25 protein-coding genes are annotated in these 24,047 nt (G+C 72.3%); 12 read left to right on the forward strand and 13 right to left on the reverse strand.

Annotated elements, in window-relative coordinates:
- The first annotated feature begins 508 nt into the window (after positions 1–508).
- Together ACIQK6_RS42050 and ACIQK6_RS42055 are read left to right on the forward strand one after the other, a co-directional pair.
- A complete protein-coding gene (locus ACIQK6_RS42050; protein WP_329100617.1) occupies positions 509–1,408 on the forward strand; it encodes an aminoglycoside phosphotransferase family protein in 900 nt (299 codons plus the stop codon).
- On the forward strand, positions 1,405–1,881 hold the full coding sequence (locus ACIQK6_RS42055) for a GNAT family N-acetyltransferase (RefSeq protein WP_329100618.1): 477 nt from the start codon (positions 1,405–1,407) through the stop codon (positions 1,879–1,881). Before ACIQK6_RS42050 ends, ACIQK6_RS42055 begins: the two co-directional genes overlap by 4 nt.
- A 58-nt stretch (positions 1,882–1,939) precedes the next feature.
- On the opposite strand, the gene ACIQK6_RS42060 is transcribed toward ACIQK6_RS42055, so the two are convergent.
- The 4 genes from ACIQK6_RS42060 to ACIQK6_RS42075 form a co-directional block, all read right to left on the reverse strand.
- Positions 1,940–2,272, reverse strand: coding sequence for a hypothetical protein (locus ACIQK6_RS42060; RefSeq protein ID WP_329100620.1), 333 nt, complete (start codon positions 2,270–2,272; stop codon positions 1,940–1,942).
- A gap of 359 nt (positions 2,273–2,631) precedes the next feature.
- Entirely contained in the window at positions 2,632–3,474 is an 843-nt protein-coding gene (locus tag ACIQK6_RS42065) for a helix-turn-helix domain-containing protein (RefSeq protein ID WP_402697705.1), read from the reverse strand.
- Complete coding sequence (locus ACIQK6_RS42070; protein WP_402697706.1) at positions 3,471–4,235, reverse strand: DUF6879 family protein; 765 nt, start codon at positions 4,233–4,235, stop codon at positions 3,471–3,473. Before ACIQK6_RS42070 ends, ACIQK6_RS42065 begins: the two co-directional genes overlap by 4 nt.
- 200 nt (positions 4,236–4,435) lie before the next feature.
- Complete coding sequence (locus ACIQK6_RS42075) at positions 4,436–5,428, reverse strand: zinc-binding dehydrogenase (protein WP_402697717.1); 993 nt, start codon at positions 5,426–5,428, stop codon at positions 4,436–4,438.
- Positions 5,429–5,523: 95 nt separating this feature from the next.
- Between ACIQK6_RS42075 and ACIQK6_RS42080 the strand changes: the two genes are divergently transcribed.
- Together ACIQK6_RS42080 and ACIQK6_RS42085 are read left to right on the forward strand one after the other, a co-directional pair.
- Positions 5,524–6,198, forward strand: coding sequence for a pentapeptide repeat-containing protein (locus ACIQK6_RS42080; RefSeq protein ID WP_402697708.1), 675 nt, complete (start codon positions 5,524–5,526; stop codon positions 6,196–6,198).
- 216 nt (positions 6,199–6,414) lie between these two features.
- Positions 6,415–7,482: a glycosyl hydrolase gene (locus ACIQK6_RS42085; RefSeq protein ID WP_329100629.1), complete on the forward strand. Its 1,068-nt coding sequence runs from the start codon at positions 6,415–6,417 to the stop codon at positions 7,480–7,482.
- A gap of 43 nt (positions 7,483–7,525) precedes the next feature.
- Here the strand turns inward: ACIQK6_RS42085 and ACIQK6_RS42090 are convergent, their stop codons facing one another.
- From ACIQK6_RS42090 to ACIQK6_RS42100, 3 genes are read right to left on the reverse strand one after another with little or no spacing between them, the layout of a single operon-like run.
- On the reverse strand, positions 7,526–8,029 hold the full coding sequence (locus ACIQK6_RS42090; RefSeq protein WP_329107813.1) for a hypothetical protein: 504 nt from the start codon (positions 8,027–8,029) through the stop codon (positions 7,526–7,528).
- Between the two features lie 44 nt (positions 8,030–8,073).
- Positions 8,074–8,694, reverse strand: a complete 621-nt coding sequence (locus ACIQK6_RS42095) for a response regulator transcription factor (RefSeq protein ID WP_030727513.1) — start codon at positions 8,692–8,694, stop codon at positions 8,074–8,076.
- On the reverse strand, positions 8,691–9,947 hold the full coding sequence (locus ACIQK6_RS42100; RefSeq protein ID WP_402697710.1) for a sensor histidine kinase: 1,257 nt from the start codon (positions 9,945–9,947) through the stop codon (positions 8,691–8,693). The genes ACIQK6_RS42095 and ACIQK6_RS42100 overlap by 4 nt, the downstream gene beginning before the upstream one ends.
- 401 nt (positions 9,948–10,348) lie before the next feature.
- Here ACIQK6_RS42100 and ACIQK6_RS42105 point away from each other — a divergent pair, with 401 nt between their 5' ends.
- Entirely contained in the window at positions 10,349–10,915 is a 567-nt protein-coding gene (locus ACIQK6_RS42105) for a heme-binding protein (protein WP_329100635.1), read from the forward strand.
- Positions 10,916–10,947: 32 nt separating this feature from the next.
- Positions 10,948–12,360, forward strand: a complete 1,413-nt coding sequence (locus ACIQK6_RS42110) for a M1 family metallopeptidase (protein WP_402697712.1) — start codon at positions 10,948–10,950, stop codon at positions 12,358–12,360.
- A 12-nt stretch (positions 12,361–12,372) separates the two neighbouring features.
- Here ACIQK6_RS42110 and ACIQK6_RS42115 read toward each other — a convergent pair whose 3' ends face one another.
- Both ACIQK6_RS42115 and ACIQK6_RS42120 read right to left on the reverse strand, forming a co-directional pair.
- Positions 12,373–12,891, reverse strand: a complete 519-nt coding sequence (locus tag ACIQK6_RS42115) for a GNAT family N-acetyltransferase (RefSeq protein ID WP_329100640.1) — start codon at positions 12,889–12,891, stop codon at positions 12,373–12,375.
- Positions 12,892–12,980: 89 nt separating this feature from the next.
- The gene (locus ACIQK6_RS42120) at positions 12,981–13,556 is read right to left on the reverse strand and encodes a TerD family protein (RefSeq protein ID WP_030009238.1); all 576 of its coding nucleotides are present in this window, start codon (positions 13,554–13,556) and stop codon (positions 12,981–12,983) included.
- A gap of 187 nt (positions 13,557–13,743) precedes the next feature.
- On the opposite strand from ACIQK6_RS42120, the gene arfB reads away from it, so the two are divergent.
- Positions 13,744–14,169, forward strand: coding sequence for an alternative ribosome rescue aminoacyl-tRNA hydrolase ArfB (arfB, locus tag ACIQK6_RS42125; RefSeq protein ID WP_030009237.1), 426 nt, complete (start codon positions 13,744–13,746; stop codon positions 14,167–14,169).
- 17 nt (positions 14,170–14,186) lie between these two features.
- Here arfB and ACIQK6_RS42130 read toward each other — a convergent pair whose 3' ends face one another.
- Positions 14,187–14,756: a flavin reductase family protein gene (locus ACIQK6_RS42130; protein ID WP_329100642.1), complete on the reverse strand. Its 570-nt coding sequence runs from the start codon at positions 14,754–14,756 to the stop codon at positions 14,187–14,189.
- A gap of 303 nt (positions 14,757–15,059) precedes the next feature.
- Between ACIQK6_RS42130 and cdgB the strand changes: the two genes are divergently transcribed.
- Entirely contained in the window at positions 15,060–16,835 is a 1,776-nt protein-coding gene (gene cdgB, locus ACIQK6_RS42135; RefSeq protein WP_329100644.1) for a diguanylate cyclase CdgB, read from the forward strand.
- Positions 16,836–16,903: 68 nt separating this feature from the next.
- Positions 16,904–17,935, forward strand: a complete 1,032-nt coding sequence (locus ACIQK6_RS42140) for a CBM35 domain-containing protein (protein WP_329100646.1) — start codon at positions 16,904–16,906, stop codon at positions 17,933–17,935.
- A gap of 145 nt (positions 17,936–18,080) precedes the next feature.
- On the opposite strand, the gene ACIQK6_RS42145 is transcribed toward ACIQK6_RS42140, so the two are convergent.
- From ACIQK6_RS42145 to ACIQK6_RS42155, 3 genes are all read right to left on the reverse strand, one after another.
- The gene (locus ACIQK6_RS42145) at positions 18,081–19,001 is read right to left on the reverse strand and encodes a 1-phosphofructokinase family hexose kinase (protein WP_329100648.1); all 921 of its coding nucleotides are present in this window, start codon (positions 18,999–19,001) and stop codon (positions 18,081–18,083) included.
- Positions 19,002–19,137: 136 nt separating this feature from the next.
- Positions 19,138–20,289, reverse strand: coding sequence for an N-acetylglucosamine-6-phosphate deacetylase (nagA, locus tag ACIQK6_RS42150; RefSeq protein WP_329100651.1), 1,152 nt, complete (start codon positions 20,287–20,289; stop codon positions 19,138–19,140).
- Complete coding sequence (locus tag ACIQK6_RS42155; protein WP_329107815.1) at positions 20,289–21,221, reverse strand: ROK family protein; 933 nt, start codon at positions 21,219–21,221, stop codon at positions 20,289–20,291. Before ACIQK6_RS42155 ends, nagA begins: the two co-directional genes overlap by 1 nt.
- Before the next feature lie 176 nt (positions 21,222–21,397).
- On the opposite strand from ACIQK6_RS42155, the gene ACIQK6_RS42160 reads away from it, so the two are divergent.
- From ACIQK6_RS42160 to otsB, 3 genes are read left to right on the forward strand one after another with little or no spacing between them, the layout of a single operon-like run.
- Positions 21,398–22,696 (forward strand): extracellular solute-binding protein, encoded by a 1,299-nt coding sequence (locus tag ACIQK6_RS42160; protein ID WP_329100652.1) that lies wholly within the window; start codon positions 21,398–21,400, stop codon positions 22,694–22,696.
- A 47-nt stretch (positions 22,697–22,743) separates the two neighbouring features.
- Positions 22,744–22,980 carry a DUF3263 domain-containing protein gene (locus tag ACIQK6_RS42165; protein ID WP_030031449.1) on the forward strand — a complete coding sequence of 79 codons (237 nt, stop codon included), beginning with the start codon at positions 22,744–22,746 and terminating at the stop codon, positions 22,978–22,980.
- Positions 22,981–23,019: 39 nt separating this feature from the next.
- Complete coding sequence (gene otsB / locus ACIQK6_RS42170) at positions 23,020–23,868, forward strand: trehalose-phosphatase (RefSeq protein WP_329100654.1); 849 nt, start codon at positions 23,020–23,022, stop codon at positions 23,866–23,868.
- Positions 23,869–24,047: the final 179 nt, after the last annotated feature.

Here is a 24,047-nt window from a genome sequence, read left to right on the forward strand (position 1 = left end):
CTCGGCGCGTGCGGGCACGTCTCGGTTGTGCTCGGTGGTAGCGCCTCGTCCTGCGGGGACACCCCACCACGTCCCCCCTCCCCTCAGCCGCACAACCCACAGGGAAGCCCCCCGCTGACCTGTTGGCGCCGCAGCCGCACGGGGAAGGGGGCCTCCCCCTGGCGGTGCAAGCCCATGGGGACGGATTCCACTCACCCGTTGACGGTGCAGGCCCATCGAGAAGGGGCCCCGTTGGCGGTGCAGGTTCATGGGGAAGGGGGACAAGGTCGGGCTGTCGGAGCCGTGCCGTGGGGTGGGGACACGGAGGAGGGTCCCCGCAGGACGAGCGCGCAACCCAGGCCGTCTGGCAGGACCGCGGCCGCCTGGCGCGAGCCGAGGAGACCCTCCTGCGGGGCACCGCCCCACCCATCAAAGCCCCGCCGGCGATTGAGGCGACCCACCTCGGCACGAGGCAACGTGCCACCGAGCCGCAAATCCGCCGAGCCCCCGCCAGGGATACCGTCGGGGGATGGTCGAGATTCCGGATGGGCTGATCGAGGCGCAGGTCGGGTACAACGGGGACGCGGGGCGGGAGTTCATCGCCGCGTTGCCCGGGCGGGCGGCGCGATTTCTGGAGCAGTGGGGGCTGCGGCGGACCGGGCCGGTGATGCACGGGGTGACGGCCCTGGTGTTGCCGGTGGAGCGGGCCGACGGCAGCGGGGCCGTGCTGAAGCTGGTGTCGGTGGACGAGGAGAGCGTGGGGGAGCCGGTCGCGCTGCGCGCGTGGGCCGGGCAGGGGTGCGTGCGGCTGCTGGAGCACGACGTGGACACCGGGACCCTGCTGCTGGAGCGGTTGGACGAGGGGCGGGATCTGGCGGCGTTCGCGCGGGAGGACGCGCGGCGGGCGGTGGTGGTGGTCGGGGAGTTGGTGGCGCGGCTGACGGCGGTGCCCGCCCCGGCGGGGTTGCGCGGGCTCGGTGAGATGGCCGCCGGGATGCTGGAGGAGGTGCCGCGGGCGCTGGCGCAGCTGGTGGATGCGCGGGACCGGCGGGTGCTGAAGGACTGCGCGGCGGCGGTGGCGGAGGTCGTGGGGGAGCCGGGGGACCGGCTGCTGCACTGGGACCTGCACTACGAGAACGTGCTGGCGGGTGGCCGGGAGCCGTGGCTGGCGATCGACCCGAAGCCCTTGGCGGGCGATCCGGGTTTCGATCTGATGCCGGCGATCATCAACAACTTCCGGGCCGGGGACGTGCGGTGGCGGTTCGACCTGCTGACGGAGGTGGCGGGGCTGGAGCGGGAGCGGGCGAGGGCCTGGACGCTGGGGCGGGTGCTCCAGAACTGCCTGTGGGACGTGGCGGACGGTGAAGAGCGGCTGGACGAGGACCAGTTGACGGTCGGCGAGGTGCTCGGCCCTAGGCTGCGGGCATGATCCGTAGCGCTGAAGTCGACGACGTGCCCGCCATCCACGCGATGATCCGCGATCTCGCGGAGTACGAGAAGGTGCCGCACGAGGCGCGGGCCACCGAGGAGCAGCTGCGGGCGGCGCTGTTCGGGGCGAGCCCGGCGGTGTTCGCGCACGTCGCGGAGACGGAGGACGGGGAGGTCGTGGGCTTCGCGATGTGGTTCCTGTCCTTCTCGACGTGGCGCGGGGTGCACGGGATCTATCTGGAGGACCTGTACGTGCGGCCGGGCGTGCGCGGTGGTGGTCACGGCAAGGCGCTGCTGAAGGAGTTGGCGCGGACCTGTGTGGAGCGGGGGTACGAGCGACTGGAGTGGTCGGTCCTCGACTGGAATTCGTCTGCCATCGACTTCTATCGATCAGTTGGGGCCGTGCCAATGGACGAGTGGACCGTGAACCGTCTGACGGACGACGCGCTCCGCAAGCTGGGCGGGGCGGAGTAACTGCCGGACGCCCGCCCGGGACCGTGAGGAGAGGGCACCGGGCGGGCGAGCGGGATGGCTACCCGACGGCCGGGACTGGGTGCTCCGGGGAGTCGAGCCAGGCCCAGGTGGCTCCGTCCGGGGTGACCGTGAGGCCGAACCGCTCGAATTCCGGTCGGCCCTGGTCGTCCCACCAGGCGTGGGCCGCCGTGAGTTCACCCCAAAGCTCCCTGGGCCCGGACTGGTAGACCTCGAACTCCTCCGCGCCGGGTACGAAGTCCACCGACGCCCAGGAGGTGACCGGGGTGTCCCGGAGCCAGAGCGTGTAGCGCCCGCCGTCGTACTTCTCCGGGTAGGGGAACATCCCCTGGGTCTGGAGCCCGATGGCGAACATGGGGAGCCAGTCGGCCACGTCCTCCGGGGACAGGGAGGTGGTCGTCTCGTGCGGGGTGAGTGGTGCTGTGGGCTGCCCCGGCTGAACGGTGAACTGGGCACCGGGGCGGAGTCTGTGAGGGTGAGGGCCAACCCGGCCCGCGATGAGGCCTGCACGTGTCGCTCTCCGGCTCCGGCCTCCGCCAGGAATTCAGGGAGCGGAGGACGGTTCCGGCAGACACAAGCGATTCGTGCAGCGACTCCACGACCGTGCTCGAGGTCACTGTCTCCAGTTCGTGCGAGCTGTCCACGAGAGGGACGCTAGGGCCGGTAGCCCGGTCCCGTGGGGGGCTGATTCGCTGTGATTCTCGGGCCGGTCCGTGATCTTCCAGGGGATTCTCAGACGGTGTCGAGAGCGCGCCGGGCGCGGGCGATCACGCGGTGGGCGTCCGCACCGTAGACCGCGGACTCGGAGAGCGCCTGCCAGACCTTCCGGTACACGGCCACGCTGTCCGCGTCGTCCAGCCAGAGTTCCGCGTGCCAGTCCTCCGCGATCACCAGGCGGTCGTCGTACAGCCAGAACCCGTTGGCGGGCGGGATCTTCAGGGAGGCGCCGAACGGGACGATGCCCAGGCAGACGGTGTCCAGTCCAAGCACGCCCGCAAGGCGGTCGAGCTGGGCGGCCAGTACGGGGGGAGGGCACACGAGAGCGTGGAGCGCGGCCTCCCACATCACGATGTGGAACGTGCGCCCCGGCTCGTACAGCATCTCCTGACGTCTCACGCGGGCCCGTACGGCCTCCTCCGTGTCCCGGACGGACTGGTGGAGGTCGGCGTAGCGGGTGAAGACGTGGCGGGCGTACTCGGCGGTCTGGAGCATGCCCACGACCGTGGAGCCCTGCCAGACGTGGAACGTCCTCGTGCGTTCGTACTCGGCCGTGAGGTTGTCCTGCACGGGCTTGTGGCCTGCGGCGAGCTGTCTGCGCCACGCGCGGGACCGGGACTCCAGGCTCCGGAGCCTGGTGATCAGCTCCTCTGCGGCCTCCGGATGGCCGGTGCCTTCCGCCCACGCCAGAAGGTCGTCCGTCGTCGTGGTCTGGCGGCCGGTCTCCAGTTTGCTGATCTTGGACTGGGGCCAGCCGAGGAGGACCGCCAACTGGCGGCCGGTGAGACGCCGATCGGTGCGCAGCTCGCGCAGCCGCGCACCGAGGGCAACCCTTGCCTGTTGGAAGTCGGTGCTCACCCGGCGGACGGCACCTGTTCCGCGAAGGTCTCGTACGGGACGGCGTGGTGCCACGCGGCGTCCCGGACCTGGCACGCGCGGGCCACCTCGACGGGGTCCGTGACCAGCTCGACGCCGGTCATCACGTCGTCGTCATCGAAGTGGAGCCGGGCGATGACCCGGGAGTCGAAGAGCCAGAAGTCCTCCTCGGGGAGTTGCAGTGCTTCGGCTTCGGAGCGCCACAGGTTGCGGATGTCCTCGCCCACCGCGCTGTTGCGGCGGGCGTTGTCGAGCAGATAGCGCTGGCCGGGGGTGGGCGGGTTGTCGGCGATCCGTACCCGCTCGAAGCGCTTGCCCAGGGCGGACTGTTCCCGCCGGGACGCGCACCAGGGGTCGTCCAGGTCCCAGCCGGCGTCTTCGCCCCGGATGAACCGCTGGTACGTCTCGGTCTCCTCGTCCGACTTGTAGCGGCGCCGCGTCTCCAGGCGCCAGGCCGTGTGCGCGAAGGTCCGGAACATGCCGGCGAACTCCTCGAAGCCGATCAGCACGGGCGTCCTTTCCACGTCCCTGGGGGAGAAGTCGGCGAGGAGCACGCGCGGGACGACCACGAAACCCTCCCCGTCCTTGACGTTCCGGAGCTGTGCCACGTCGTCGGGGTCGGTCACGGCGTTGCCCTGGACCAGAACTTCCCCGGTGTCCAGGTCCTCGTACAGGGTCGGGCATCCGTCGTTGCCGGAGTTGGTGCCGGAGTTGGTGCCGATGAACCGGAGTCGCCGTGTCATTGCCGTTCCCCTCCCACCAGCGGACAAGTCCCGACCAGGATGGTGCGGGTGCGGGCTCCCTGTCCTGCGTGATTCGCAATGATTCTCGGGACGGGAGCAAAAGGGCCGGTGGTCCTCGGGCACGTGCCGGGCCGTCGCCTGTAGGTCGTCTCGCCTACTACTTCCGTGCCGTGCCCCCGTTGCGGACACGGGCGGGGCGGTCAGGGTTCCAGGACGACCTTGCCGGTGGTGGCGCGGGTTTCCAGGTCGTGGTGGGCGGTGGCGGCTTCGGCGAGCGGGTAGCGGGTCAGGGCGGGGCGCAGGCGGCCTGCGGCGGCCTCGGCGAGGGCGCGGGTTTCCAGGACGCGCAGGGGGTCGGGCGCGCCGACCTGCTGGAGCATGGTGGGGCCGAGGACGCTCCGGGTGGTGATGGCGCGGGCGTCGAGGTCGGCGCGTTCGGCGTCGGTGAGGTGGAGGGGGCCGCCGGACCAGCCGAAGACGAGGTGTCGGGCGCCGGGGGCGAGGAGGCCGAGGGCGGTGCGGGCGGTTTCGCCGCCGACGGAGTCGAAGAGGACGGTCGCGCCGTCGGGGTGGTGGGCGCGTACGGCGTCGGGCCAGGTGGGGTCGGTGTAGTCGAGGGCGAGGTGGGCGCCGTTCGCTGCGGCCCGGGCGGTTTTGGCGGGGCCGCCGGCGAGGGCGATGACGGTGGCGCCAGCGTTGACCGCGTACTGGACGAGGAGGGTGCCGATGCCGCCGGCGGCGGCGGGGACCAGGGCGACCGAGTCCGGGCCGAGGTCGGCGAACTGCAGGATCCCGAGGGTGGTGCGGCCGGTGCCGATCATGGCGACGGCTTCGGCGGGGTCGAGGCCGGGCGGTACGGGGTGCAGGCGGTCGGCGTCGGCGACGGCGTACTGGGCGTAACCGCCGGGGGCGAAGCCGAGGTGGACGACGACGGTTCGGCCGAGCCAGGCGGGGTCGGTGCCGGGGCCGAGGGCGTCGACGGTGCCGGCGACCTCGCGGCCGGGGATGGTCGGGAGCTTGGGGAGCGGGGCGGGCGGGCCCTGGATGCCCTGGCGGAGGCTGGTGTCGAGGAGGTGCACGCCGGCGGCGGCGACGGCGATGCGGACCTGACCGGGGGCGGGGACGGGAGCGTCGGTGTGCTCGTAGGAGAGGTTCTCGGCGGGGCCGAAGGCGTGGAGGCGGATGGCTCGCATGGTGGGCATGACGACCACGGTGCGACCTCGAGCGCGGTTGAGGTCAAGGGCTGGCTTTGGCGGCTGTTGTCAGTGGGCTGGTTCACGATGGGGGCATGGCGCGCAAAGGGCAGCAGGAGACGGTCAGGGCGGCGCGGCGGCCGGAGCTGAGGTTGCCCGAGTTGACGGTGTGGGAGGGGGACGGGCTGGAGCCGGACGGGGACTACGACGGGTTGGAGTTCGCGGATCTCGACTTGGTGGGGCAGGAGGGGATCGGGTCCCGGTTCATGGACTGCGCGGTGCGGCGGTGTGCGCTGGACGAGGCGGGGCTGGCGAAGGCGAGGGTCCTGGATTCGGTGCTGGAGGGGGTCCGGGGGGTGGGGACGGACCTGTCGGGGGCTTCGCTGCGGGACGTGGAGGTGGTGGACGCGCGGCTGGGCGGGGTGCAGCTGCACGGGGCGGTGCTGGAGCGGGTGGTGGTCCGCGGGGGCAAGATCGACTACCTGAACCTGCGGAAGGCGCGCCTCAAGGACGTGGTCTTCGAGGGGTGCGTGCTGGTGGAGCCGGACTTCGCGGGAGCGGTGCTGGAGCGGGTGGAGTTCCGGGACTGTGTGCTGCGGGGGGTGGATTTCAGCGGGGTGCGGATGGTGGACGTGGATCTACGGGAGGCGTCCGTGCTGGAGATCGCGCGGGGGGTGGATGCGCTGACCGGTGCGGTGATCAGCCCGGCGCAGCTGTTCGACCTGGCCCCGGCGCTTGCTTCCCAGCTGGGGGTGCGGGTGGTTCCGTAGCGGGCCCGTGGGTCGGGTGCGGCGCCGCCCGGGGGCGCTGCCCCCCGAGCCCCCGCGCCTCAAACGCCGGCGGGGCTGGGAGAGCGGGGCGCTGCTCCCGGGCCCTGCGGTTGCGGCGAATGGCCGAGCGGGCGGACGCCTGGACGGGCGGGGTGTCGGGTGGGGTGCTTAACGTCGCAGGCAGAGACGTCGGTGCGCGAGGCCTGTGGAGGTGGCATGTCCCGTCGGAGCCGCTGGTTGGCAGGTGCCTGCGCCAGTTCGGTCGCCGTCGGCCTGCTCGTCGTGGGGGGCTTCTTCGGGAGCCCGCCGTTGCGGGAGGGGGCCGGAGGGAGCGCGGGGACGGAGGGCGCCGAGGTCACGGGGGTCGCCGTGGGCGCCTATCTCCACTACGACTCGCCCGGCGTCGAGCGGATGGAAGAACTCTCGCACTGGCTCGGCGGTACCGAGCTGCGCGCCGGGCACACCTATCTGCCCAGCGACACCTGGCTGAACATCGAGGGGGAACCGTATTTCCTGCAGGCCTGGGCACGGTGGCGAAAGGAGAAGGCCGACCGGCTGTTCGTGCTGAACGTGCCCATGCAGGAACACAACGAGGCCCGTGTTGCCGACGACCGGGTCGCCGAGCTGATCCGCTCCGGCGCCCGGGGTGCGAACGACCACCACTTCCAGCGGCTGGCGAGGCGTCTGGTCGACCTCGGGGTGCCGGACACGGTGATCGTGCTCGGCTGGGAGATGAACGGCTTCGACTACACCCACCGGTGCAGTCCCGATCCCCAGAACTGGAAGACGTACTGGCGGCGCATCGTGGCCGCCATGCGGTCGGTGGAGGGCCAGCGGTTCCGTTTCGACTACGCCCCCAACCGCGGGAGGGACGCGGTCGCCTGGACCAGCTGCTATCCCGGCGACGACGTGGTCGACATCATCGGCATGGACTCCTACGACCAGGAGCCCGGCCGGACCTTCGACGAGCAGGTCACCCAGCCCTACGGACTCCAGCAGCAGGTCGACTTCGCGAAGGCGCACGGCAAGCGGATCTCGTACCCCGAATGGGGGCTGTTCCGGCACGGCGACAATCCGGAGTACGTGCGGGGCATGCTGGCCTGGTTCGCCGAGCACGAGCCGCTCTACCAGAGCATCACCGACTACTGCCCGCACGGTGTGTGGCAGTGCGGGCAGAACCCGCGTTCCAGCCAGGTGTTCCGGGAATTCCTGTCCGCCGGGCCGGTCGGGCCGGTCGGGCCGATCGGCCCGACGGGGGTGACAACGGGCCCGCCGCGGCACTGACCGCCCCGGAGGGCGGGCCGGGGGACGGGCCGGGGGAGCCGGCCTACGCCGGGACGCGGGGGAAGCGGGCCTGGAGGGTCCAGATGGCCGGGTTGTCGGCGAGGCCGTCGTGCATGTCGATCAGGTCAGCGATGAGGTCGTGCAGGAAGTCGCGGGCCTCGCGGCGCAGCAGGCGGTGGCTGAAGGTCAGCGGGGCTTCCTCGGCCGGCATCCAGTCGGCCTCGACGTCGACCCAACCGAAGCGGCGCTCGAAGAGCATCCGGTCCGTGGACTCGGTGAAGTCGAGTTCGGCGAACTGCCGGTGGGCGGAGCGGTTGCCGCGGGGGTCCTTGTCGAGCTGCTCGACGATGTCGCACAGGGCCCACGCGAAGTCCAGTACGGGCACCCATCCCCAGGCTGTGGACACTTCCCGGTCCGCGTTGGTGTCGGCGAGGTAGACGTCCCCGCAGAACAGGTCGTGCCGCAGGGCGTGGACGTCCGCGGAGCGGTAGTCGGTCTGCGGGGGGTCCGGGAAGCGCCGGGAGAGGGAGTAGCCGATGTCGAGCACGTAGCTGATGGTGTCACGGGTGCCGGGGGCGTTCACCTCGGGTGTCAGGGCAGGAGGCGCTGTTCCTTGGCCACGGAGACCGCGCCGGCGCGGGTGTCGACGCCGAGCTTGTCGTAGATGCGGCCCAGGTGGGTCTTGACGGTGGCCTCGCTGATGAACAGGGCGCGGGCGATGTCGCGGTTGCCCAGGCCCCGGGCCAGCTGGCCGAGGATGTCGAGTTCGCGGTCGGTCAGGGTGGGGCGGGTGCCGCGCATGTGGGCCATGACCCGGCTGGCCACCGGTGCGGACAGGGTGGTGCGGCCCTGGGCCGCGGAGTGGATGGCGGCGAAGAGTTCCTCCGGGCGTTCGGCCTTGAGGAGGTAGCCGGTGGCGCCGGCGCCGATCGCGCGGGTGATGTCCGCGTCGGTGTCGTAGGTGGTGAGGACCAGGACGTGCGGGGGCCGGGGGAGCGCCGTGATGCGGCGGGTCGCCTCGACGCCGTCGATGCCCTCGCCCAGCTGGAGGTCCATCAGGACCACGTCGGGGCGGAGCTTCGCGGCGAGGGCGACGGCCTCCTCGCCGCTGCCCGCCTCGCCGAGGACCTCGATGTCGGGCTCGCTGCCGAGCAGGGCCAGGAGCCCGGCGCGGACCACCACGTGGTCGTCGCAGAGGAGGATCGTGGTCATGGGGCCGGCTCCAGGGGGATGGCCGCGGAGAGGACGGTGCCCTCGCCCGGCGTGGATTCGATCGTCAGGGTGCCGCCGAGCTGGCGGACGCGGGCCCGCATGGCCGGGAGGCCGTGCCCGCGGTCGACGGAGCCGGAGCGGGTGTCGGTGCTGGTGCCGGTGCCGGTGCCGGTGCCGGTGCTTGTGTGGGTGCGGGTGCGGGGCTCCGTGAAGCCGTGGCCGTCGTCGGCGACGTCCAGGACGACCTGGTCTCCCAGGAAGCTCAGGGTGAGGGCGGCCGTGCGCGCGCCGGAGTGTTCGCGGACGTTGGCCAGCGCGCCCTGGGCTATGCGCAGCAGGGCGGACTGGACGCGGTCGGGGAGCGGGGCCGCGGTGCCTTCGAGGTGGAACCGGACCTCGATGTCCGGGCCGGCGTCGAGGGAGCGCAGGGCTTCGGCGAGGCCGGCTCCATCGGCGAGCTCGGGCGGGGCCAGGTCGTGGACGAGCCGGCGGGCTTCGGCGAGGCCGTGCGCGGCGATGCCGGTGGCGGTACGGACGTGCGCGCGGGCGGTGGCCGGGTCGGTCTCCCAAGTGCGGTCGGCGGCCTGGAGCAGCATCTGCTGGCTGGACAGGTTCTGGGCGAGGGTGTCGTGGATCTCCATGGACAGCCGCTGCCGTTCGGCGAGGGTGCCTTCGCGGCGCTCGGTGGCCGCCAGCTCGCGGCGGGTGCGGATCAGGTCGTCGATGAGGGTGCGCTGGGCCCGGGCCTGGCGTTCCATGTGGACGAAGACGGCGGTGGCGAGGGCGGCGACGGCGGGCGGGGCCAGCAGCAGGTTGGGGTCGAAGGACTTGGCCAGCTGGAGCTGAGCGATCACCACGAAGCCGGTGAGGAGGGCCACGAGGACGATGGCGGCGCGCGGCGGGAGGGTGCGCAGGGCGGTGAAGAACAGCGGTACCGCGCACCAGGCGAAGCTCGGCGCGAGGACGACCAGGACCATCCAGGTGGTGACGACCAGGCCGAGCCACAGCAGCCGCCGGGCGGTGGGGGCGGCGCCGAGGGCGGGGCCGAGTACGTAGAGCAGGGCCAGCGTGATGCTGAGGGCGATGATCCACGGGGTGCGGGGTTCGCCGGGGTGGCGGAGGAGGAAGCGGATCAGGGAGGCGCCGAGGAGGAGGAAGAACGCGGTGTGGGCGACCGTGGCCAGTGTTCGGGTGTCCGGGTTGCTGGCGGGGTGGCTCACCGGTTGCTCCTGGTTTGCGAAGGGTCCGTTCATTGTCGCCCGCGGCGCCGTTGCCGGGGCCCCGCCCCGGGCCCCGCGCCCTAAGCGCCGGCAGGGCTGGAAGGGGCCTGCGGGGCTGCGGGAGCGGCGGGGTTGAGGGGCCGGCGGCGGCGGGCTGCGGGAGGGGGCGACTGTGGGGGTGGTGGGGGTGGAGGGGGTGGAGGGGGTCTTGACCAGGAAATACCTCGCTGGAGGCGGGCCGCATCGACCGATCGGATGACCCCGGGGTCATCCGGTCCGGTGGGCGGGGCGAGCCGGTACGGGGACGGGGCGCAGGGGGTTCCGGGCCGAGGCTTGGAGCAGTGAAGGAGCCGGTCCGACCGGCCCGGAGCGCCCCGTGCCGACCCCGTGCCCCGTGCCCCCGCGCACCCGTGCCACCGTTCTCAGGAGCAGAGATGAACACCCGCACCCGCGTTCTCACCGGTACCGCCCTCGCCGTCGCCCTGGGCGCCGGAACCTTCGGAGCCGTGAGCGCCAGCGCGACCCCCGCCTCCGACGTCGCCTCGGCGTCCGTCGCCTCGGTCTCCTCGAAGAAGGACGGGGCGGGCGACAAGAACTTCACCACGACGACGCACCTCACCGTCGATGCCGCGACCCGCGCCGCCCAGGCCGCGCTGAAGGCCGCCGAGTCCGAGAACCAGAAGGTGACGGTCGCGGTCGTCGACCGCAACGGCAACACCATCGTCACCCTGCGCGGCGACGGCGCGGGTCCGCAGTCCTACGAGTCGGCGCAGCGCAAGGCCTTCACCGCCGTGTCCTGGAACGCCCCGACCTCGGTCCTCGTGGGCCGCCTCGCCCAGACCCCGAACCTGAAGGACATCCCCGGCACCCTCTTCCTCGGTGGTGGCACCCCGGTCCAGGCGAACGGCGCGCCCGTCGCCGGTGTCGGCGTGGCCGGCGCCCCGAGCGGTGACCTGGACGAGAAGTTCGCCAAGGCGGGCGTGGACGCGCTCGGCAAGTAACCCGCGGAGCCGGCCCGCCTAGGATCGAGTGCGTGGAACTCCGTGCCCTCTCCCGCCTCGCCGCCCCTGCCGTCGCCGTCCTGCTCGCCCTCACCACGGGGTGTACGGGGGAAACGGTGCAGGGGCGGCCGGGTGCGTCGGGGCTGCGCGACCCGTACTTCCCCCGGGCCGGGAACGGCGGCTACCAGGTCGACCACTACGCGCTGGACCTGGACTACGACCCCGCCGACGGGCAGCTGCACGGCACGGCCGTGATCACGGCCCGCGCCGAGCAGGCGCTCAGCTCCTTCAACCTGGACCTCAGCGGCCTGGACGTCCAGGGCGTGACCGTCCAGGGCGAGGGGGCCCGGTACAACCGGACCGGCACCGAGCTGACCGTGCGCCCCGCCGAGGACCTGAAGAAGGGCGAGGTCTTCCGTACGGAGGTCGACTACAGCGGGAAGCCGAAGTCCCTCGCGGATCCGGACGGCGCCAAGGAGGGCTGGATCACCACGGAGGACGGTGCGGTCGCCGTCGGCGAGCCGGTCGGTTCGATGACCTGGTTCCCCGGCAACCACCATCCCAGCGACAAGGCCGCGTACGACATCACCCTCACCGTTCCGCGCGGCTACGAGGCGGTGTCGAACGGAGAGTTGCGCTCCCGTACCGAGGACGCGGACGGGCGGACCGTCTTCGCGTGGCACAGTCCGGAGCCGATGGCGAGCTATCTGGCGACCGCCGCCGTCGGGCGGTACCGGGTGACGACCGGGCGGACGCCCTCGGGGATCGGCCTCTACAGTGCCGTGGCGCCCGGGGAAGAGGCCGCGAGCACCGGTCCGCTCACGCGGCTGCCGGAGATGGTGGACTGGAGCGCGGGCCGGTTCGGCCCGTACCCCTTCGCCACGGCGGGTGCGATCGTGGTGCCCGCCGGGACCCTCACCTACGCGCTGGAGACCCAGGGCCGGCCCGTCTACTCCGGTGCGCCCGAGGACGAGGAGCTCGTCGTGCACGAGCTCGCGCACCAGTGGTTCGGCAATTCGGTGTCGCCGAAGTCCTGGAAGGACATCTGGCTCAACGAGGGTTTCGCGACCTATGCCGAGTGGCTGTGGGCCGAGGACCACGGCGGGCCCACGGCGCAGCAGCACTTCGAGGCGTTCCTGGACGGCGACACGGACGTGGACGGGGACGCCGGTGTCGACTGGGACGCCTTCCCGCCGGCCTCCCCGCCCGGGCCCGAGGAGATCACCGCGGCTCCGGTGTACTACCGCGGCGCGATGGCCCTGCACCGGATCCGCCAGGAGGTCGGCGACGAGAAGTTCTTCGACCTGGTGCGCGGCTGGGCCACCGACCACCGCCACGGGAACGCGAACACAGCCGAGTTCACCGCCTACGCCGAGAAGAAGACCGGGCAGGACCTGAAGGAGGTCTGGGACGTGTGGGTGTACGGGAAGGACCGGCCGAAGTAGCGTCCCGGTCCGCTACGGGGCTTCGAGCGGCTTGCGCAGCACGGTGCAGTCGCGGCCCAGCTCGCGGTCCTTGGCCTTGCGGAGGGTGACGTACCCCTGGGACTGCCAGAAGGCGAGGGCCTCGGGGTTGTTGTCCAGTACGGCGATGCGGACGCCCGCGCGTCCGGCGGCGCGGAAGCGGTCCTCGACCAGGGTGGCCACGGTGCGGCCGTACCCCTCGCGGTGCGCGGTGGCGTCGATGAGCAGCAGGCCGATCCACGGGTCCGGGTCGTCGGCGGCGGGTGCTTGCGCGAGGGTGGCGGCCAGCCCGACGAGGCGTCCGGCGGACCGTGCGAGGAGCACCTCGGCGCTGTCGTGGGCGAGTTCACCGGCGAGCGCGGCGGCGACCTGTTCGACCGTGATGCGGTCCGGATCGGGGAAGTCTCCGCTGAGTTCGAAGAACGCGTGGTTCGTCGAGTAGAGAGCGGCGATCTCGGTGAGCACCGGGCCGGGAAGGGCGCCGTCGACGGGGACGAGCGGTTGCAGGATCACCTGTCGAACGGTAGCGAAGCCCCCTCCCCGGACGGCCGGGAGGGGGCTTCACCAGCGCTGTTGTCCGGCGGGTGCCGGACCGGGCGGTCTTAGACGTTGACGCCGAAGTCCTGCGCGATGCCGGTGAGGCCGGAGGCGTAACCCTGGCCGACGGCGCGGAACTTCCACTCGGCGCCGTTGCGGTAGAGCTCGCCGAAGACCATGGCGGTCTCGGTCGCCGCGTCCTCGGAGAGGTCGTAGCGGGCGATCTCGGCGCCGCCGGCCTGGTTCACGACGCGGATGTACGCGTTGCGGACCTGGCCGAAGTTCTGGCTGCGGGCCTCGGCGTCGTAGATGGAGACCGGGAAGACGATCTTGTCCACGTCGGCCGGGAGGCCGGCGAGGTTGACGTTGATGGCCTCGTCGTCGCCCGCGCCCTCGCCGGTGCGGTTGTCACCGGTGTGGACGATGGTCTGGTCCGGGGTGGACTTGTTGTTGAAGAAGACGAAGTGGCCGTCGGAGACGACCTTGCCCGTCGGGTTGACCGCGATGGCCGAGGCGTCGAGGTCGAAGTCGACACCGGTCGTCGTACGGACGTCCCAGCCGAGGCCGACCGTGACGGCAGCGAGGCCCGGGGCCTCCTTCGAGAGCGAGACGTTGCCGCCCTTGGACAGGCTGACAGCCATGGGATTGTCCCTTTCCTCATCCAACATGCACGTACAGGCGGTCAAACTACCGCTGCCCCCTATAACGCGACGAGAGGCCGGTCGGGTTCCCGTCGTGAATTGTCTGTGACGGGGAATCTCCGGGTGTCGAATGCGGAGGCGGTAAATACGGGTGACGGCGGCCGCGCCGGGGGCGGATCATAGGGGCATGCCTGGTCCTTATGTCATCCGCGGTTCCGTCGTGCTTCCCGAGGGGGAGCTCGCCTGGCGGTTCTCGCGGTCCTCGGGGCCGGGTGGTCAGCACGTGAACACCTCGGACTCGCGCGTGGAGCTGTTGTTCGACCTGGCGGCCACCAAGGCGCTGCCCGAGGTGTGGAAGGAGCGGGCGCTGGAGCGGCTCGCGGCGAAGCTGGTGGACGGGGTGGTGACCGTACGGGCCTCCGAGCACCGCTCGCAGCTGCGCAACCGGGAGATGGCGCTGGTCCGGCTGGCTTCGCTGCTGGCCGAGGCGACGGCGCCGCCGCCGAAGCAGCGCCGGCCGACGAAGATCCCGCGCGGGATCAATGAGCGCCGGTTGCGCGAGAAGAAGGCGCGGGCCGAGACCAAGCGCGGCCGCACGGGCCGGGACTGGTAGTCCCGCCCGTGCCCGTCTTAAGCGCCCAGGTGCCGGTAGCGCCCGCGGAAGTACGCCAGCGGCTGCCCGTCCGGGGACGGCAGGGCGGCCGTGAGGACCCGGCCGACGACCAGGGTGTGGTCGCCCGCCTCGACGCGGTTCTCCGTACGGCATTCCAAGGTGGCCAGGGCGCCGTTCAGCAGCGGCGCCCCGGAGGCCTCGCCGCGGACGTACGGCAGGTCGGCGAAGAGCAGCCGGTCGCTGATGCGGCCCTTCATCGAGAAGCGGCCCGCCACCTGGAGCTGGTGGTCGGCGAGGACCGACACCGCCCACAGGGGCTGTTCCGCCAGCAGGTCGTCCATCCGGGAGCCCTCGCGCAGGCTCACCAGGACCAGCGGCGGGTCCAGGGACACGGACATGAAGGCGGTCGCCGTCATGCCGACGTCCTCGCCGCGCGGGCCGTCCGCCGCCAGTGGGGGCTCGTGCGCGGTGATCAGGCACACGCCCGCCGCCAGCCGGGACATCGCGGCCCGGAACTCGTCATTGCTCACTCCCTCAGCATGCGGGGTTCCGTGGGACGGGGCGGGTACGGGGGTCGTCTTCAGCACGCTGAAACGCTAATCTCGCCCTTCCGCGCCGCACATCGGGCCCTGGTCCGAGTCGCGCCCCCGCCCCTTGGCCTAGGCCCGGGCGTATCGTTTGCTCTCGAGAATGTGGGGGAGCGCTCCCAGTCGGTGTACGGGCCCGTTGCGCACCGATATTCACCTGATGTGACTTGAGTCACAGAGGGCAAGATTTGTTGACCCTGTGTACCTGCCGCACAGCTCACTGTGATTCAGTGGACGGGACACCGCAACGAAACGCCGATGACAAACCTGGAGTTGCTGTCGAGGTCTCGGGGAGAGCGAGCAATGGAGACCGAGTCGGAGCCGTACGTCCGTCTTGCGACCCTGCGGCAGCTGCATCGGGTGGTGGCCGAGCTCAATACAGCCCGGAGCCTGGCGGACACCCTGCAGACCGTCGTGGACGGCATCGTCGTGGGGCTCGGCTACGAACTCGCCTGTGTCAACCTCGTTCGCCCGGACGGTGATCTCGTCGTCGCTGCCTTCGCCGGCGATCCTGCTGCGGAGGCCCTCATCACCGGCCGCGTCGGCTCCCGCGCCTCCTGGGAGCGCCGCCTGACGATGGGTGAGAACTGGGACGGGCTCAGGTTCATCCCGCACACCGAGGGCTGGGTCCTCATGGAGGACGACGTGCCCCAGTGGCACACCGACGGCCCCGATCCGCGGTTCGAGGACGAGTGGCACCCCGAGGACCGGCTCTACGCACCCATGTACGCGTCCGGCGGGGAACTTCTGGGTGTCATTTCGGTGGACAGACCGCGCAACGGCCGCCGGCCCGGCGCCTGGGGCCGCGAAGCGCTCCAGATGTACGCCTTCCAGGCGGCGATTGCGATCAGCAATGCCAGGCTCCGGGCGAACATGCAGCGCGCCCTCGTCCGGCTGGAGCGCGAGCAGCAGGCGCTGCGCGCCAGCGAAGAGTCGTTCCGCCAGGCCTTCGAGTACGCGCCCAGCGGCATGGCGATCGCCGAGATGGGCGGGGACCAGCACGGCCGGCTCCTGCGGACCAACGACGCGCTGTGCCGCCTCCTCGGCCGGCCCGCCTCCGTCCTGCGCCGCTACTCCTTCTCCGACCTGGTCCACCCCGAGGACATCGGCACCCTGCTGCGCACCTCCGCCGAGGGCGGCCGCGCCGAGCTGCGGCTCGGTCGCCGCGACGGCACGTACGTATGGGTCTCGCTGCGCAACTCCGTCGTCGCCGACGCCGCCGACGGGCCCCGGTTCCTGCTCACGCACGTCGAGGACATCGAGGAGCGCAAGCGGCACGAGCTCCAGCTCGCCCACCGCGCCAGCCACGACTCGCTGACCGGCCTGCCCAACAGTGCCGAGCTGCGGGCCCGGCTCGGCGCCCGGCTGTGCCGTAGGCCACAGTCCGTACGGGCCAGCGCGATCGAGGCGCTGGACGCGGCCTTCGAGGGGCGCGACGGATACGACGGGCACGCCGCGCACGGGCCGCACGGGGGGCATGCGGCGCACGCGGGGTACGACGGGCACCCGGTGGGGGCGGAGGCGGGTGGTGCCGGTGAGCACGGGTTTCATGCCGACGGCCCCGACCGGTACGCCGGGGCCGACCCCTTCGAATTCCCCGGGGCGCCGCCCGCCCCGTCGGACGGCCCGTACGACCACCACGTGCACACGGTGGCGCCCGCGACCGACGTCGACGACGGGACGAAGGGGCTCGCGGTCCTCTTCTGCGACCTGGACGGCTTCAAGTCGATCAACGACCGGTTCGGGCACCACACGGGCGACGCGGTCCTGATCGAGGTGGCCCGGCGGCTGACGACCGGCGTCAGGGACGGTGACACCGTCGCCCGGCTGGGTGGTGACGAATTCGTCGTCCTGGCCGACGGCCTGGGCGCCGCCGACGCCGCCGACCTCGCCGTCCGGCTGCGCAACGCGATCATCCCGCCGATCCGGGTAGACGGCCGTGCGGTGCGTGTCGGGGCCAGTTTCGGCATCGGCTGGGCCAGCTGCGGGATGTCCGCCGACGAGGTGCTGCGCTCCGCCGATCAACGGATGTACATCGAGAAAAGGTCCCGGTCGAAGGCCCATCGCCGGGCGGGATGAGGCGGTCTGCCGCTCGTGGGCGCACCTGTTCGGGGTAGGCTCCCGGGGGTCGAAAGGAGTGACCTGCGATGACGACGCCCGCGAACAACGGCCCGTACGGTGGGGCGAACAAGCCCGAGGACGACGATCCGTTCGGCTACCTCTACGAGGACGGCCAGGCGGCCGGAGCCACCCCGCCCGCATCGGGCGGTGGATACGGCTACCCCGGCGCGTCGGCCGGCGGTCACCACGGTCCCCAGCCCGGCGTCCCGCGCACCTCGCACCACCAGGTGCGGACGGTCGGCGAGCGCAGGAACGGCGGCCAGCGCGGACCCGTCCCGCAGCAGGGCCCGGGCTACCAGGCCCAGTACCAGGCCCCCGAAGCGCTCCAGGCCGGCGGCTACGGCGTTCCGCAGCAGGCGCACCCCCCGCAGCACCAGACCCAGGCGACTCCGCACCCGGGCGGTCACGGTGGCGGCGGCGGTGGCTCCAGCCGTCGCGGTCTGCTGATCGCGGCCGTCGCGGTCGTCGCCGTCGTCGTGATCGGCATCGTCGCCGCCCTGCAGTTCGGTGACAAGGACAAGGGCAAGGGTGGGGAACAGCCCACTGCGAACGACGGCCAGCAGTCGGCGGCTCCCCAGAACCCGGCCAGCCCGGCCCCGAGCAGCAGCCCGAAGCCCTCGCAGGCCCCGCTCCCCAAGGGCGAGGCGGCCGGCGCGGGCATGGTGCTGACCGGTGGTGCGCGGCTGGAGAGCACGGTGCCCGGTTCGAAGAGCTCGGGCGGCCAGTACGTCGCCGGCTTCAACCAGACCGGTGCGGCGCTCACCTGGACGGTGGACGTGCCGGAGGCGGGTGAATACACGCTGTTCGTCAACTACGGCGTTCCCGGCAAGCCCGGCAAGGCGACCCTCACGGTCAACGGGCAGAGCCCGAACCAGTCGCTGAACCTGGACAATTTCGCCAAGGCGGCGGACGGCGCCTGGGAGAAGGGCTGGACGCGCACCTTCGCGTTCATCACCCTCAAGAAGGGCACGAACACGATGAGGATCTCGTGCGAGGCCGGCAACCAGTGCGACGTCGTCTTCGACCAGCTGGAGCTGGGTTCGGGCCACAAGCGCTGACGGCGCTGACGGCGGGGACGGACGCCCCCGGAGACACATCAGGCCCTGCCGCACCCGTGCGGCAGGGCCTGTTTCCGTCGTGCTGCAGTCAAGGGCGTCGTCCACACGGCACCGTGACGGATGTTCAGTCTTCGTCGCGGAGCGGTCAGTCACCGTCGGTGACGCGCACGGAGTGTCGCAACTCCTCGTAGACGCCGGGGTCGAAGGCCCCCGCCACCGGGGCGAGGACGGTGGCCGCCGAGAGGGCGACCGCGCGGGTGAGGCGTTCCGGCCAGTCCAGGCCCTCCGCCAGTGCGGACAGCAGGCCGGCGACCACGGAATCGCCTGCTCCGGTCGGGTTGCCGGACAGTCGGTGCGGCGGGGCCGCCCGCCAGGCGCCCTCGGCGGTGCAGGCCAGCAGGCCGGCCGGGCCGAGCGAGGTGACCACCGCGTGGGCGCCCCGGCGGCGGGCGTCGCGGGTGGCGGGGAGCGGGTCGCGGGATCCGGTGAGCTCGGCCAGTTCGGCGGCGTTCGGCTTGATGATCTCCGGGCGGGCGGCCACTCCGCGGCGCAGGGCCTCGCCACTGGTGTCCAGCAGTACGGGCACCCCGGCCGCGCGGGCCGACCGTACGAGCAGCGCGTACGCGCCCACCGGCACGCCCGGCGGGAGGCTGCCGCACAGGGCCACCGCGCGGGCGCCGCGCACGAGGTCCTCGTAGCGGGCCAGGAACCGCGCCCACTCGGCGGCGGTGATCTGCGGGCCCGGCTCGTTGAACTGCGTGGTGTCGCCGGAGGTCGCGTCGGCGACGGCGACCGTGCGGCGGGTGTTGCCCGCGCAGGGCACAAGGGCGTCGACCGCCCCCGACGACTGCGCAAGCAACTCCCGTACGACGGAGCCGACGGGGCCGCCGGCGAAGCCCGTCGCGGTCACCTCGTGCCCGAGGGCGGCCAGGACGTGCGCGACGTTGATCCCCTTGCCGCCGGGGCGTTCGGTGACGGTGGAGACCCGGTGCGAGGCGTGCGGGAGCAGCCGCGGCACGCGGTACGTGACGTCGAGCGCCGTGTTGAGCGTCACGGTAAGGATCATGGGTACTCCCGGGTCTGATGCTGCCGGGATCATGCCAGGGGGTACCTTCCAGCGGTAGCCGGGGGAGCGGGCGGTCGGCCCGGTTCCGGGGTCGCCCGGTTCCCTCCGCACAGCCGCCCGGCCGTCAGACCGGCGGTCAGGAGGGCGGGCTGACGATCCATTCGCCGCGGCGCATGACTCCCTTGACGTCGAACGCGGCGTCCAGCACGACGAGGTCCGCGTACTTGCCGGGCTCCAGCGAGCCGATCTCGTCGTACAGGCCGATCAGCTTGGCCGGGTTGGCGGAGATCGCCTGGACCACGGACTCCACCGGCAGCTTGTCGAGGGTCACCGAGCGCTTGAAGGCGGTGTCCAGGGTCAGTGTCGATCCGGCGATGGAGCCGCCCTCCACCAGCCGTGCCACGCCGTGCTTGACCTCGACCTCCAGCGGGCCGAGGTGGTAGGTCCCGTCGCCGAAGCCGGCCGCGTCCATCGCGTCGGTGATCAGCGCGACGCGGTGCGCGCCCGCGTGGTGGAAGGCCAGTTCCAGTGCCGCCGGGTGCAGGTGGGTGCCGTCGTTGATGAGCTCGACGGTGATCCGCTCGTCCTCCAGCAGCGCGGCGATCGGGCCGGGTTCGCGGTGGGCGAGGGGCGGCATCGCGTTGAAGAGGTGGGTGGCCACGGTCGCGCCCGCGTCGATGGCGGCGCGCGTCTGCTCGTACGTGGCGTCCGTGTGGCCGATCGCCGCGATGACCCCGTGTTCGGCGAGCAGTCGTACGGAGTCCAGGCCGCCCGGCAGTTCGGTGGCGAGGGTGAACATGCGGGCGGCGCCGTGCGCGGCGTCGATGAGCTTGCGGACCTCGGCCGGGTCGGGGTCGCGGAGCAGGTCCTCCTTGTGGGCGCCCTTGCGGCAGGGGTTGATGAACGGCCCCTCGAAGTGGATGCCGGCGATCTCGCCCGCTTGCGTCAGTTCGGCGAGCAGCCCGGCCCGCCGGGCGAGTTCGTCCAGGTCCCCGGTGACGGTGGAGGCGACCAGGGTGGTGGTGCCGTGTTCGCGGTGGGTGCGGACCCCCTTGAGGACGTCCTCGGCGGTGCCGGAGGTGAACGAGGCGCCGCCGCCACCGTGGTTGTGCATGTCGACGAAGCCGGGGACGATCCAGTGCCCGGACAGGTCGACGCTCAGCGCACCCTCGTGGGCGCTGCCGGCGATGCGGTCGCCGTCGACGATGACCCTGCCGTTCGCCACCGTTCCGGTGGGCAGCACCACCCTGGCGCCCGAAAGAACAGTGCTGTGCGCGCTTCCGGACATCAGGCAGGTACCTCCGTGGCGAGTAGGTCCCAGGCGAGCAGACCTGCGCCCAGGCATCCGGCGGTGTCCCCGAGGGCAGCCGGAACGATGTGGGGGAGCCGCTGGAACGTCACGCGCTCCTCCACGGCCGTCCGTAGTGGTGTGAACAAGGTCTCCCCGGCCTCCGCCAGCCCGCCGCCGATGATCAGCGTGCGCGGGTCCAGCAGGGTGATCGCGGTGACCAGTCCGTCGGCGAGGGCGCCGACGGCGGCCAGCCAGACCTCCCGGGCGCGCGCGTCCCCGGACGCGACGGCCTTGGCGCAGTCCGCGGCGTCGGCCTCCGGGTCGCCGGAGGCCGCGGCCCAGGCGCGGCTGACGGCCGCGGCGGAGGCGAGGGTCTCCAGGCAGCCGTGCTGGCCGCAGCCGCAGGCGGGGCCGCCCGGGCGCACCACGATGTGCCCGATCTCGCCCGCGTAGCCGTGGGCGCCGGCCTCGATGCGGCCGGCGATGCCGATGGCTCCGGCGATGCCGGTGCCGAGCGGGACGAAGAGGAAGCGGTCGGCTCCCCGGCCGGCGCCGATGCGGCCCTCGGCGAGTCCACCCGTGCGCACGTCGTGGCCGAGGGCCACGGGGATGCCGCCGAGGCGGTTGCTGAGCAGGGCGCGCATCGGTACGTCGCGCCAGCCCAGGTTCGCCGCGTAGACGGCGATCCCGTGTTCGGCGTCGACGATGCCCGGGACGGCGATGCCGGCGGCCGAGGCGGGCCGTCCGAAGCGCTCCCGGCCGATGTCGAGCAGCTCGGCGGCGAAGTCCTGGATCGTCTCGACGACGGCGTCGGGGCCCCGCTCGCGGCCGGTGGCCCGGCGCGCTTCGTGGAGCAGGTTGCCCTCCTCGGCGACGAGGGCGGCCTTCATCCCGGTGCCGCCCACATCGAGGGCGATGACGTGTTTCACGGGTTTCACAGAGACAGTCTCGCGTGCTCGGCGGGGAAAGGTCTAGTCCAATGAGGGAGATTGTTGAGCGGCCATACAAATTCGGGACCCGGGTCGGGAGCTCGATGTGGACGAGCCGCCAAAGTGGTGTAGACCTTACGTGGATCGTACGTACAAGAAGTCGTGGATGGAGAACTGTGAAGGGCCGTTACCTGAGCCTGGCCGCGTCCGGCGCCGTGCTGTGCCTGACTGCCGTGACGCTGACGGGCTGCGGAGCCCTCGACGGGCTCACCGGAGACAACGAGGTGACCCTGCGGGTCGTGGCGGCTGACTACGGGGACAATCCGCAGAACTCCTCCGAGGCGTACTGGAAGGACCTCGCCACGGGCTTCGAGAAGGCCAACCCGGGCACCAAGGTCGAGGTCAGCGTCTACTCCTGGTCCGAGGTCGACGCCAAGGTCGCCGAGATGGTCAAGGCCGGCAAGGCCCCCGACATAGCCCAGATCGGCGCCTACTCCGACTACGCGGCCGCCGGCAAGCTGTACTCGGCGGAAGAGCTGCTCTCCGTGAAGACCGAGGCCGACTTCCTCGGGCCGCTCGCGGACGCCGGCAAGGTCAAGCAGGTCCAGTACGGCATGCCCTTCGTCTCCAGCACCCGGCTGCTCTTCTACAACGAGAAGCTGCTCGCCGACGCCGGTGTGATCGGCAAGGACGCCAAGGGATGGCAGCCGAAGAGCTGGGCGGACCTCGAAGCCGCGGCCAAGAAGCTCAAGGCCGCGAACGTGCCCACCCCCTTCGCGCTGCCGCTGGGCCGCGAGGAGGCGCAGGCCGAGACGATGATGTGGATGCTCGCGGGCGGTGGCGGCTACACCGACAACGAGGAGTCGTACGCGATCGACTCCGCCCCCAACGTCAAGGCGCTGGAGTTCCTGCGGGACAAGATGGTCGGCCAGGGGCTGACCGGCCCCGTGGAGCCCGGCAAGCTGGACCGGCAGGCCGCCTTCGACGGCTTCACCAAGGGCGAGGTCGGCATGCTCAACGGGCACCCGACACTGCTCAAGCAGGCCGCGGCCAAGGGTGTGAAGTTCGGCATGGTGCCGCTACCCACCTCCGACGGCAGCGACCAGCCCGCGATGGGCGTGGCGGACTGGATCATGGCCTTCAAGAACGGCCACCGCCAGGAATCCGGCAAGTTCCTGGACTTCCTGTACCAGCCGAAGAACGTGACGGCCTTCACCGAGAAGTACGACCTGCTGCCCGCCACCACCAGCGGCTACCAGGCCAAGCAGGCCGCCACCGGCGGCTCGTCCGCGCAGCTGAAGCCCTTCCTCACGGCACTGCCCAGCTCCCGGCTGTACCCGGTCGGCAAGAAGTCCTGGGCGGGCGTCAGCGAGGACATCAAGCAGAACATCGGCAAGACCGTCCAGCCCGGCGGACAGCCCGCGAAGGTGCTGGAGCAGATCGCCAGGGCCGCCCGCGCGTCCGACCCGCGCTGACCGGTGGCGGCGGGCCGGGTGTCAGAGCGCGGCGTTAATCTGGCGGTATGACGGACGAGGGGCAGTTGACGGCCACGGAGGCCGCGGTGCTCGCGTACGAGGGACGCACCTGGCCCGGGCCCGGAGCCAAGGAACGGGCCATCCGGGAAGGGCTGGGGATGACCCCCGTCCGCTACTACCAGTTGCTCAATGCACTGATGGACGACCCGCGGGCCCTGGCGCACGCCCCGGGCACGGTGAACCGGCTGCGCAGGATCCGAGAGGCCCAGCGAGCCCGGCGATAGCCGTAGCCGTGGCACCGCCCGGCCGTTAGGGTCGTGCGTATGGGGAGTCATCCGCACGACCTGCCGATGCCCGTCACCGCAGCCGGACGCGAGGGACTCGAAGCCCTGCTCCGCGCACCCCGCCGGTCCGTGGTCGCCCTGGACTTCGACGGCACCCTCGCCGACATCGTCCCGGACCCGGACCAGGCCCGAGCCCACCCCGGAGCCGTCCCGGCCCTGTCCGCACTCGCCCCCGAGGTCGACTCGGTGGCGGTGATCACCGGACGGCCGGCGGGCGTCGCCGTCCGCTACGGGGGCTTCGCCGGCGTCCCCGGCCTGCAGCACCTGGTCGTCCTCGGCCACTACGGAGCCGAACGGTGGGACGCGGTCAGCGGCATCGTCCACGCGCCCGCCGAGCACCCCGGGGTGGCGGCGGTCCGGGCGGAGCTGCCCGGGTTCCTGGATTCCATCGGGGCCTGGCGCGGCACCTGGATCGAGGAGAAGGGCCGGGCACTGGCCGTGCACACCCGCCGGGCGGCGGACCCGGCGGCGGCCTTCGCGGCGCTGCGGGAGCCGCTGGCGGAGCTCGCGGCGCGGCACGGGCTGATGGTCGAGCCGGGGCGTGCGGTGCTGGAACTGAGGCCCCCCGGCATGGACAAGGGCGTCGCCCTGACCGAGTTCCTGGCGGAGCGGGACGCGGAGGCAGTGCTGTACGCGGGCGACGACCTGGGTGACCTGGCGGCGTTCTCGGCCGTGGAGAAGGGCCGGGCCGACGGCCTGCCGGGGCTGCTGGTGTGCAGTGGCTCCGCGGAGGTGCCGGAGCTCGCCGCCCGGGCCGACCTGGTCCTCCCGGGCCCGGGCCCGGTCGCCGCCTTCCTGGCCGCCCTGGCCGAGGCCATCCGAAGCTGAAGTTCAGCCCCTCCGGCGTTTGAGGAGCGGGGTCCGGGGCGGAGCCCCGGCAGCGGCGCCGTGGTGGGGGGGGGGGCCCCCCCCCCCCCCCCCCCCCACCCCCCCCGGGGGGGGGGGGGGGGCGCGGCCGCGGGGGGGGGGGGGGGGGGGGGCGCCGCCCGCAGACGGCAAGGCGGCCG

It is taken from the genome of Streptomyces sp. NPDC091682 (assembly GCF_044756625.1).
Classification (GTDB): Bacteria; Actinomycetota; Actinomycetes; order Streptomycetales; family Streptomycetaceae; genus Streptomyces.

Excerpts from the sequence above, each read along its gene's own strand:
- ACIQK6_RS42055 (WP_329100618.1), top strand. The coding sequence starts at position 1,405 with ATGATCCGTAGCGCTGAAGTCGACGACGTGCCCGCCATCCACGCGATG.
- nagA (WP_329100651.1), bottom strand. The coding sequence starts at position 20,289 with ATGTCCGGAAGCGCGCACAGCACTGTTCTTTCGGGCGCCAGGGTGGTG.
- ACIQK6_RS42165 (WP_030031449.1), top strand. The coding sequence starts at position 22,744 with ATGACGGACGAGGGGCAGTTGACGGCCACGGAGGCCGCGGTGCTCGCG.
- ACIQK6_RS42075 (WP_402697717.1), bottom strand. The coding sequence starts at position 5,428 with ATGCGAGCCATCCGCCTCCACGCCTTCGGCCCCGCCGAGAACCTCTCC.
- cdgB (WP_329100644.1), top strand. The coding sequence starts at position 15,060 with ATGGAGACCGAGTCGGAGCCGTACGTCCGTCTTGCGACCCTGCGGCAG.
- ACIQK6_RS42120 (WP_030009238.1), bottom strand. The coding sequence starts at position 13,556 with ATGGCTGTCAGCCTGTCCAAGGGCGGCAACGTCTCGCTCTCGAAGGAG.
- ACIQK6_RS42070 (WP_402697706.1), bottom strand. The coding sequence starts at position 4,235 with ATGACACGGCGACTCCGGTTCATCGGCACCAACTCCGGCACCAACTCC.
- ACIQK6_RS42105 (WP_329100635.1), top strand. The coding sequence starts at position 10,349 with ATGAACACCCGCACCCGCGTTCTCACCGGTACCGCCCTCGCCGTCGCC.
- ACIQK6_RS42085 (WP_329100629.1), top strand. The coding sequence starts at position 6,415 with ATGTCCCGTCGGAGCCGCTGGTTGGCAGGTGCCTGCGCCAGTTCGGTC.
- ACIQK6_RS42145 (WP_329100648.1), bottom strand. The coding sequence starts at position 19,001 with ATGATCCTTACCGTGACGCTCAACACGGCGCTCGACGTCACGTACCGC.
- arfB (WP_030009237.1), top strand. The coding sequence starts at position 13,744 with ATGCCTGGTCCTTATGTCATCCGCGGTTCCGTCGTGCTTCCCGAGGGG.
- ACIQK6_RS42050 (WP_329100617.1), top strand. The coding sequence starts at position 509 with ATGGTCGAGATTCCGGATGGGCTGATCGAGGCGCAGGTCGGGTACAAC.
- ACIQK6_RS42100 (WP_402697710.1), bottom strand. The coding sequence starts at position 9,947 with ATGAACGGACCCTTCGCAAACCAGGAGCAACCGGTGAGCCACCCCGCC.
- otsB (WP_329100654.1), top strand. The coding sequence starts at position 23,020 with ATGGGGAGTCATCCGCACGACCTGCCGATGCCCGTCACCGCAGCCGGA.
- ACIQK6_RS42095 (WP_030727513.1), bottom strand. The coding sequence starts at position 8,694 with ATGACCACGATCCTCCTCTGCGACGACCACGTGGTGGTCCGCGCCGGG.
- ACIQK6_RS42140 (WP_329100646.1), top strand. The coding sequence starts at position 16,904 with ATGACGACGCCCGCGAACAACGGCCCGTACGGTGGGGCGAACAAGCCC.
- ACIQK6_RS42080 (WP_402697708.1), top strand. The coding sequence starts at position 5,524 with ATGGCGCGCAAAGGGCAGCAGGAGACGGTCAGGGCGGCGCGGCGGCCG.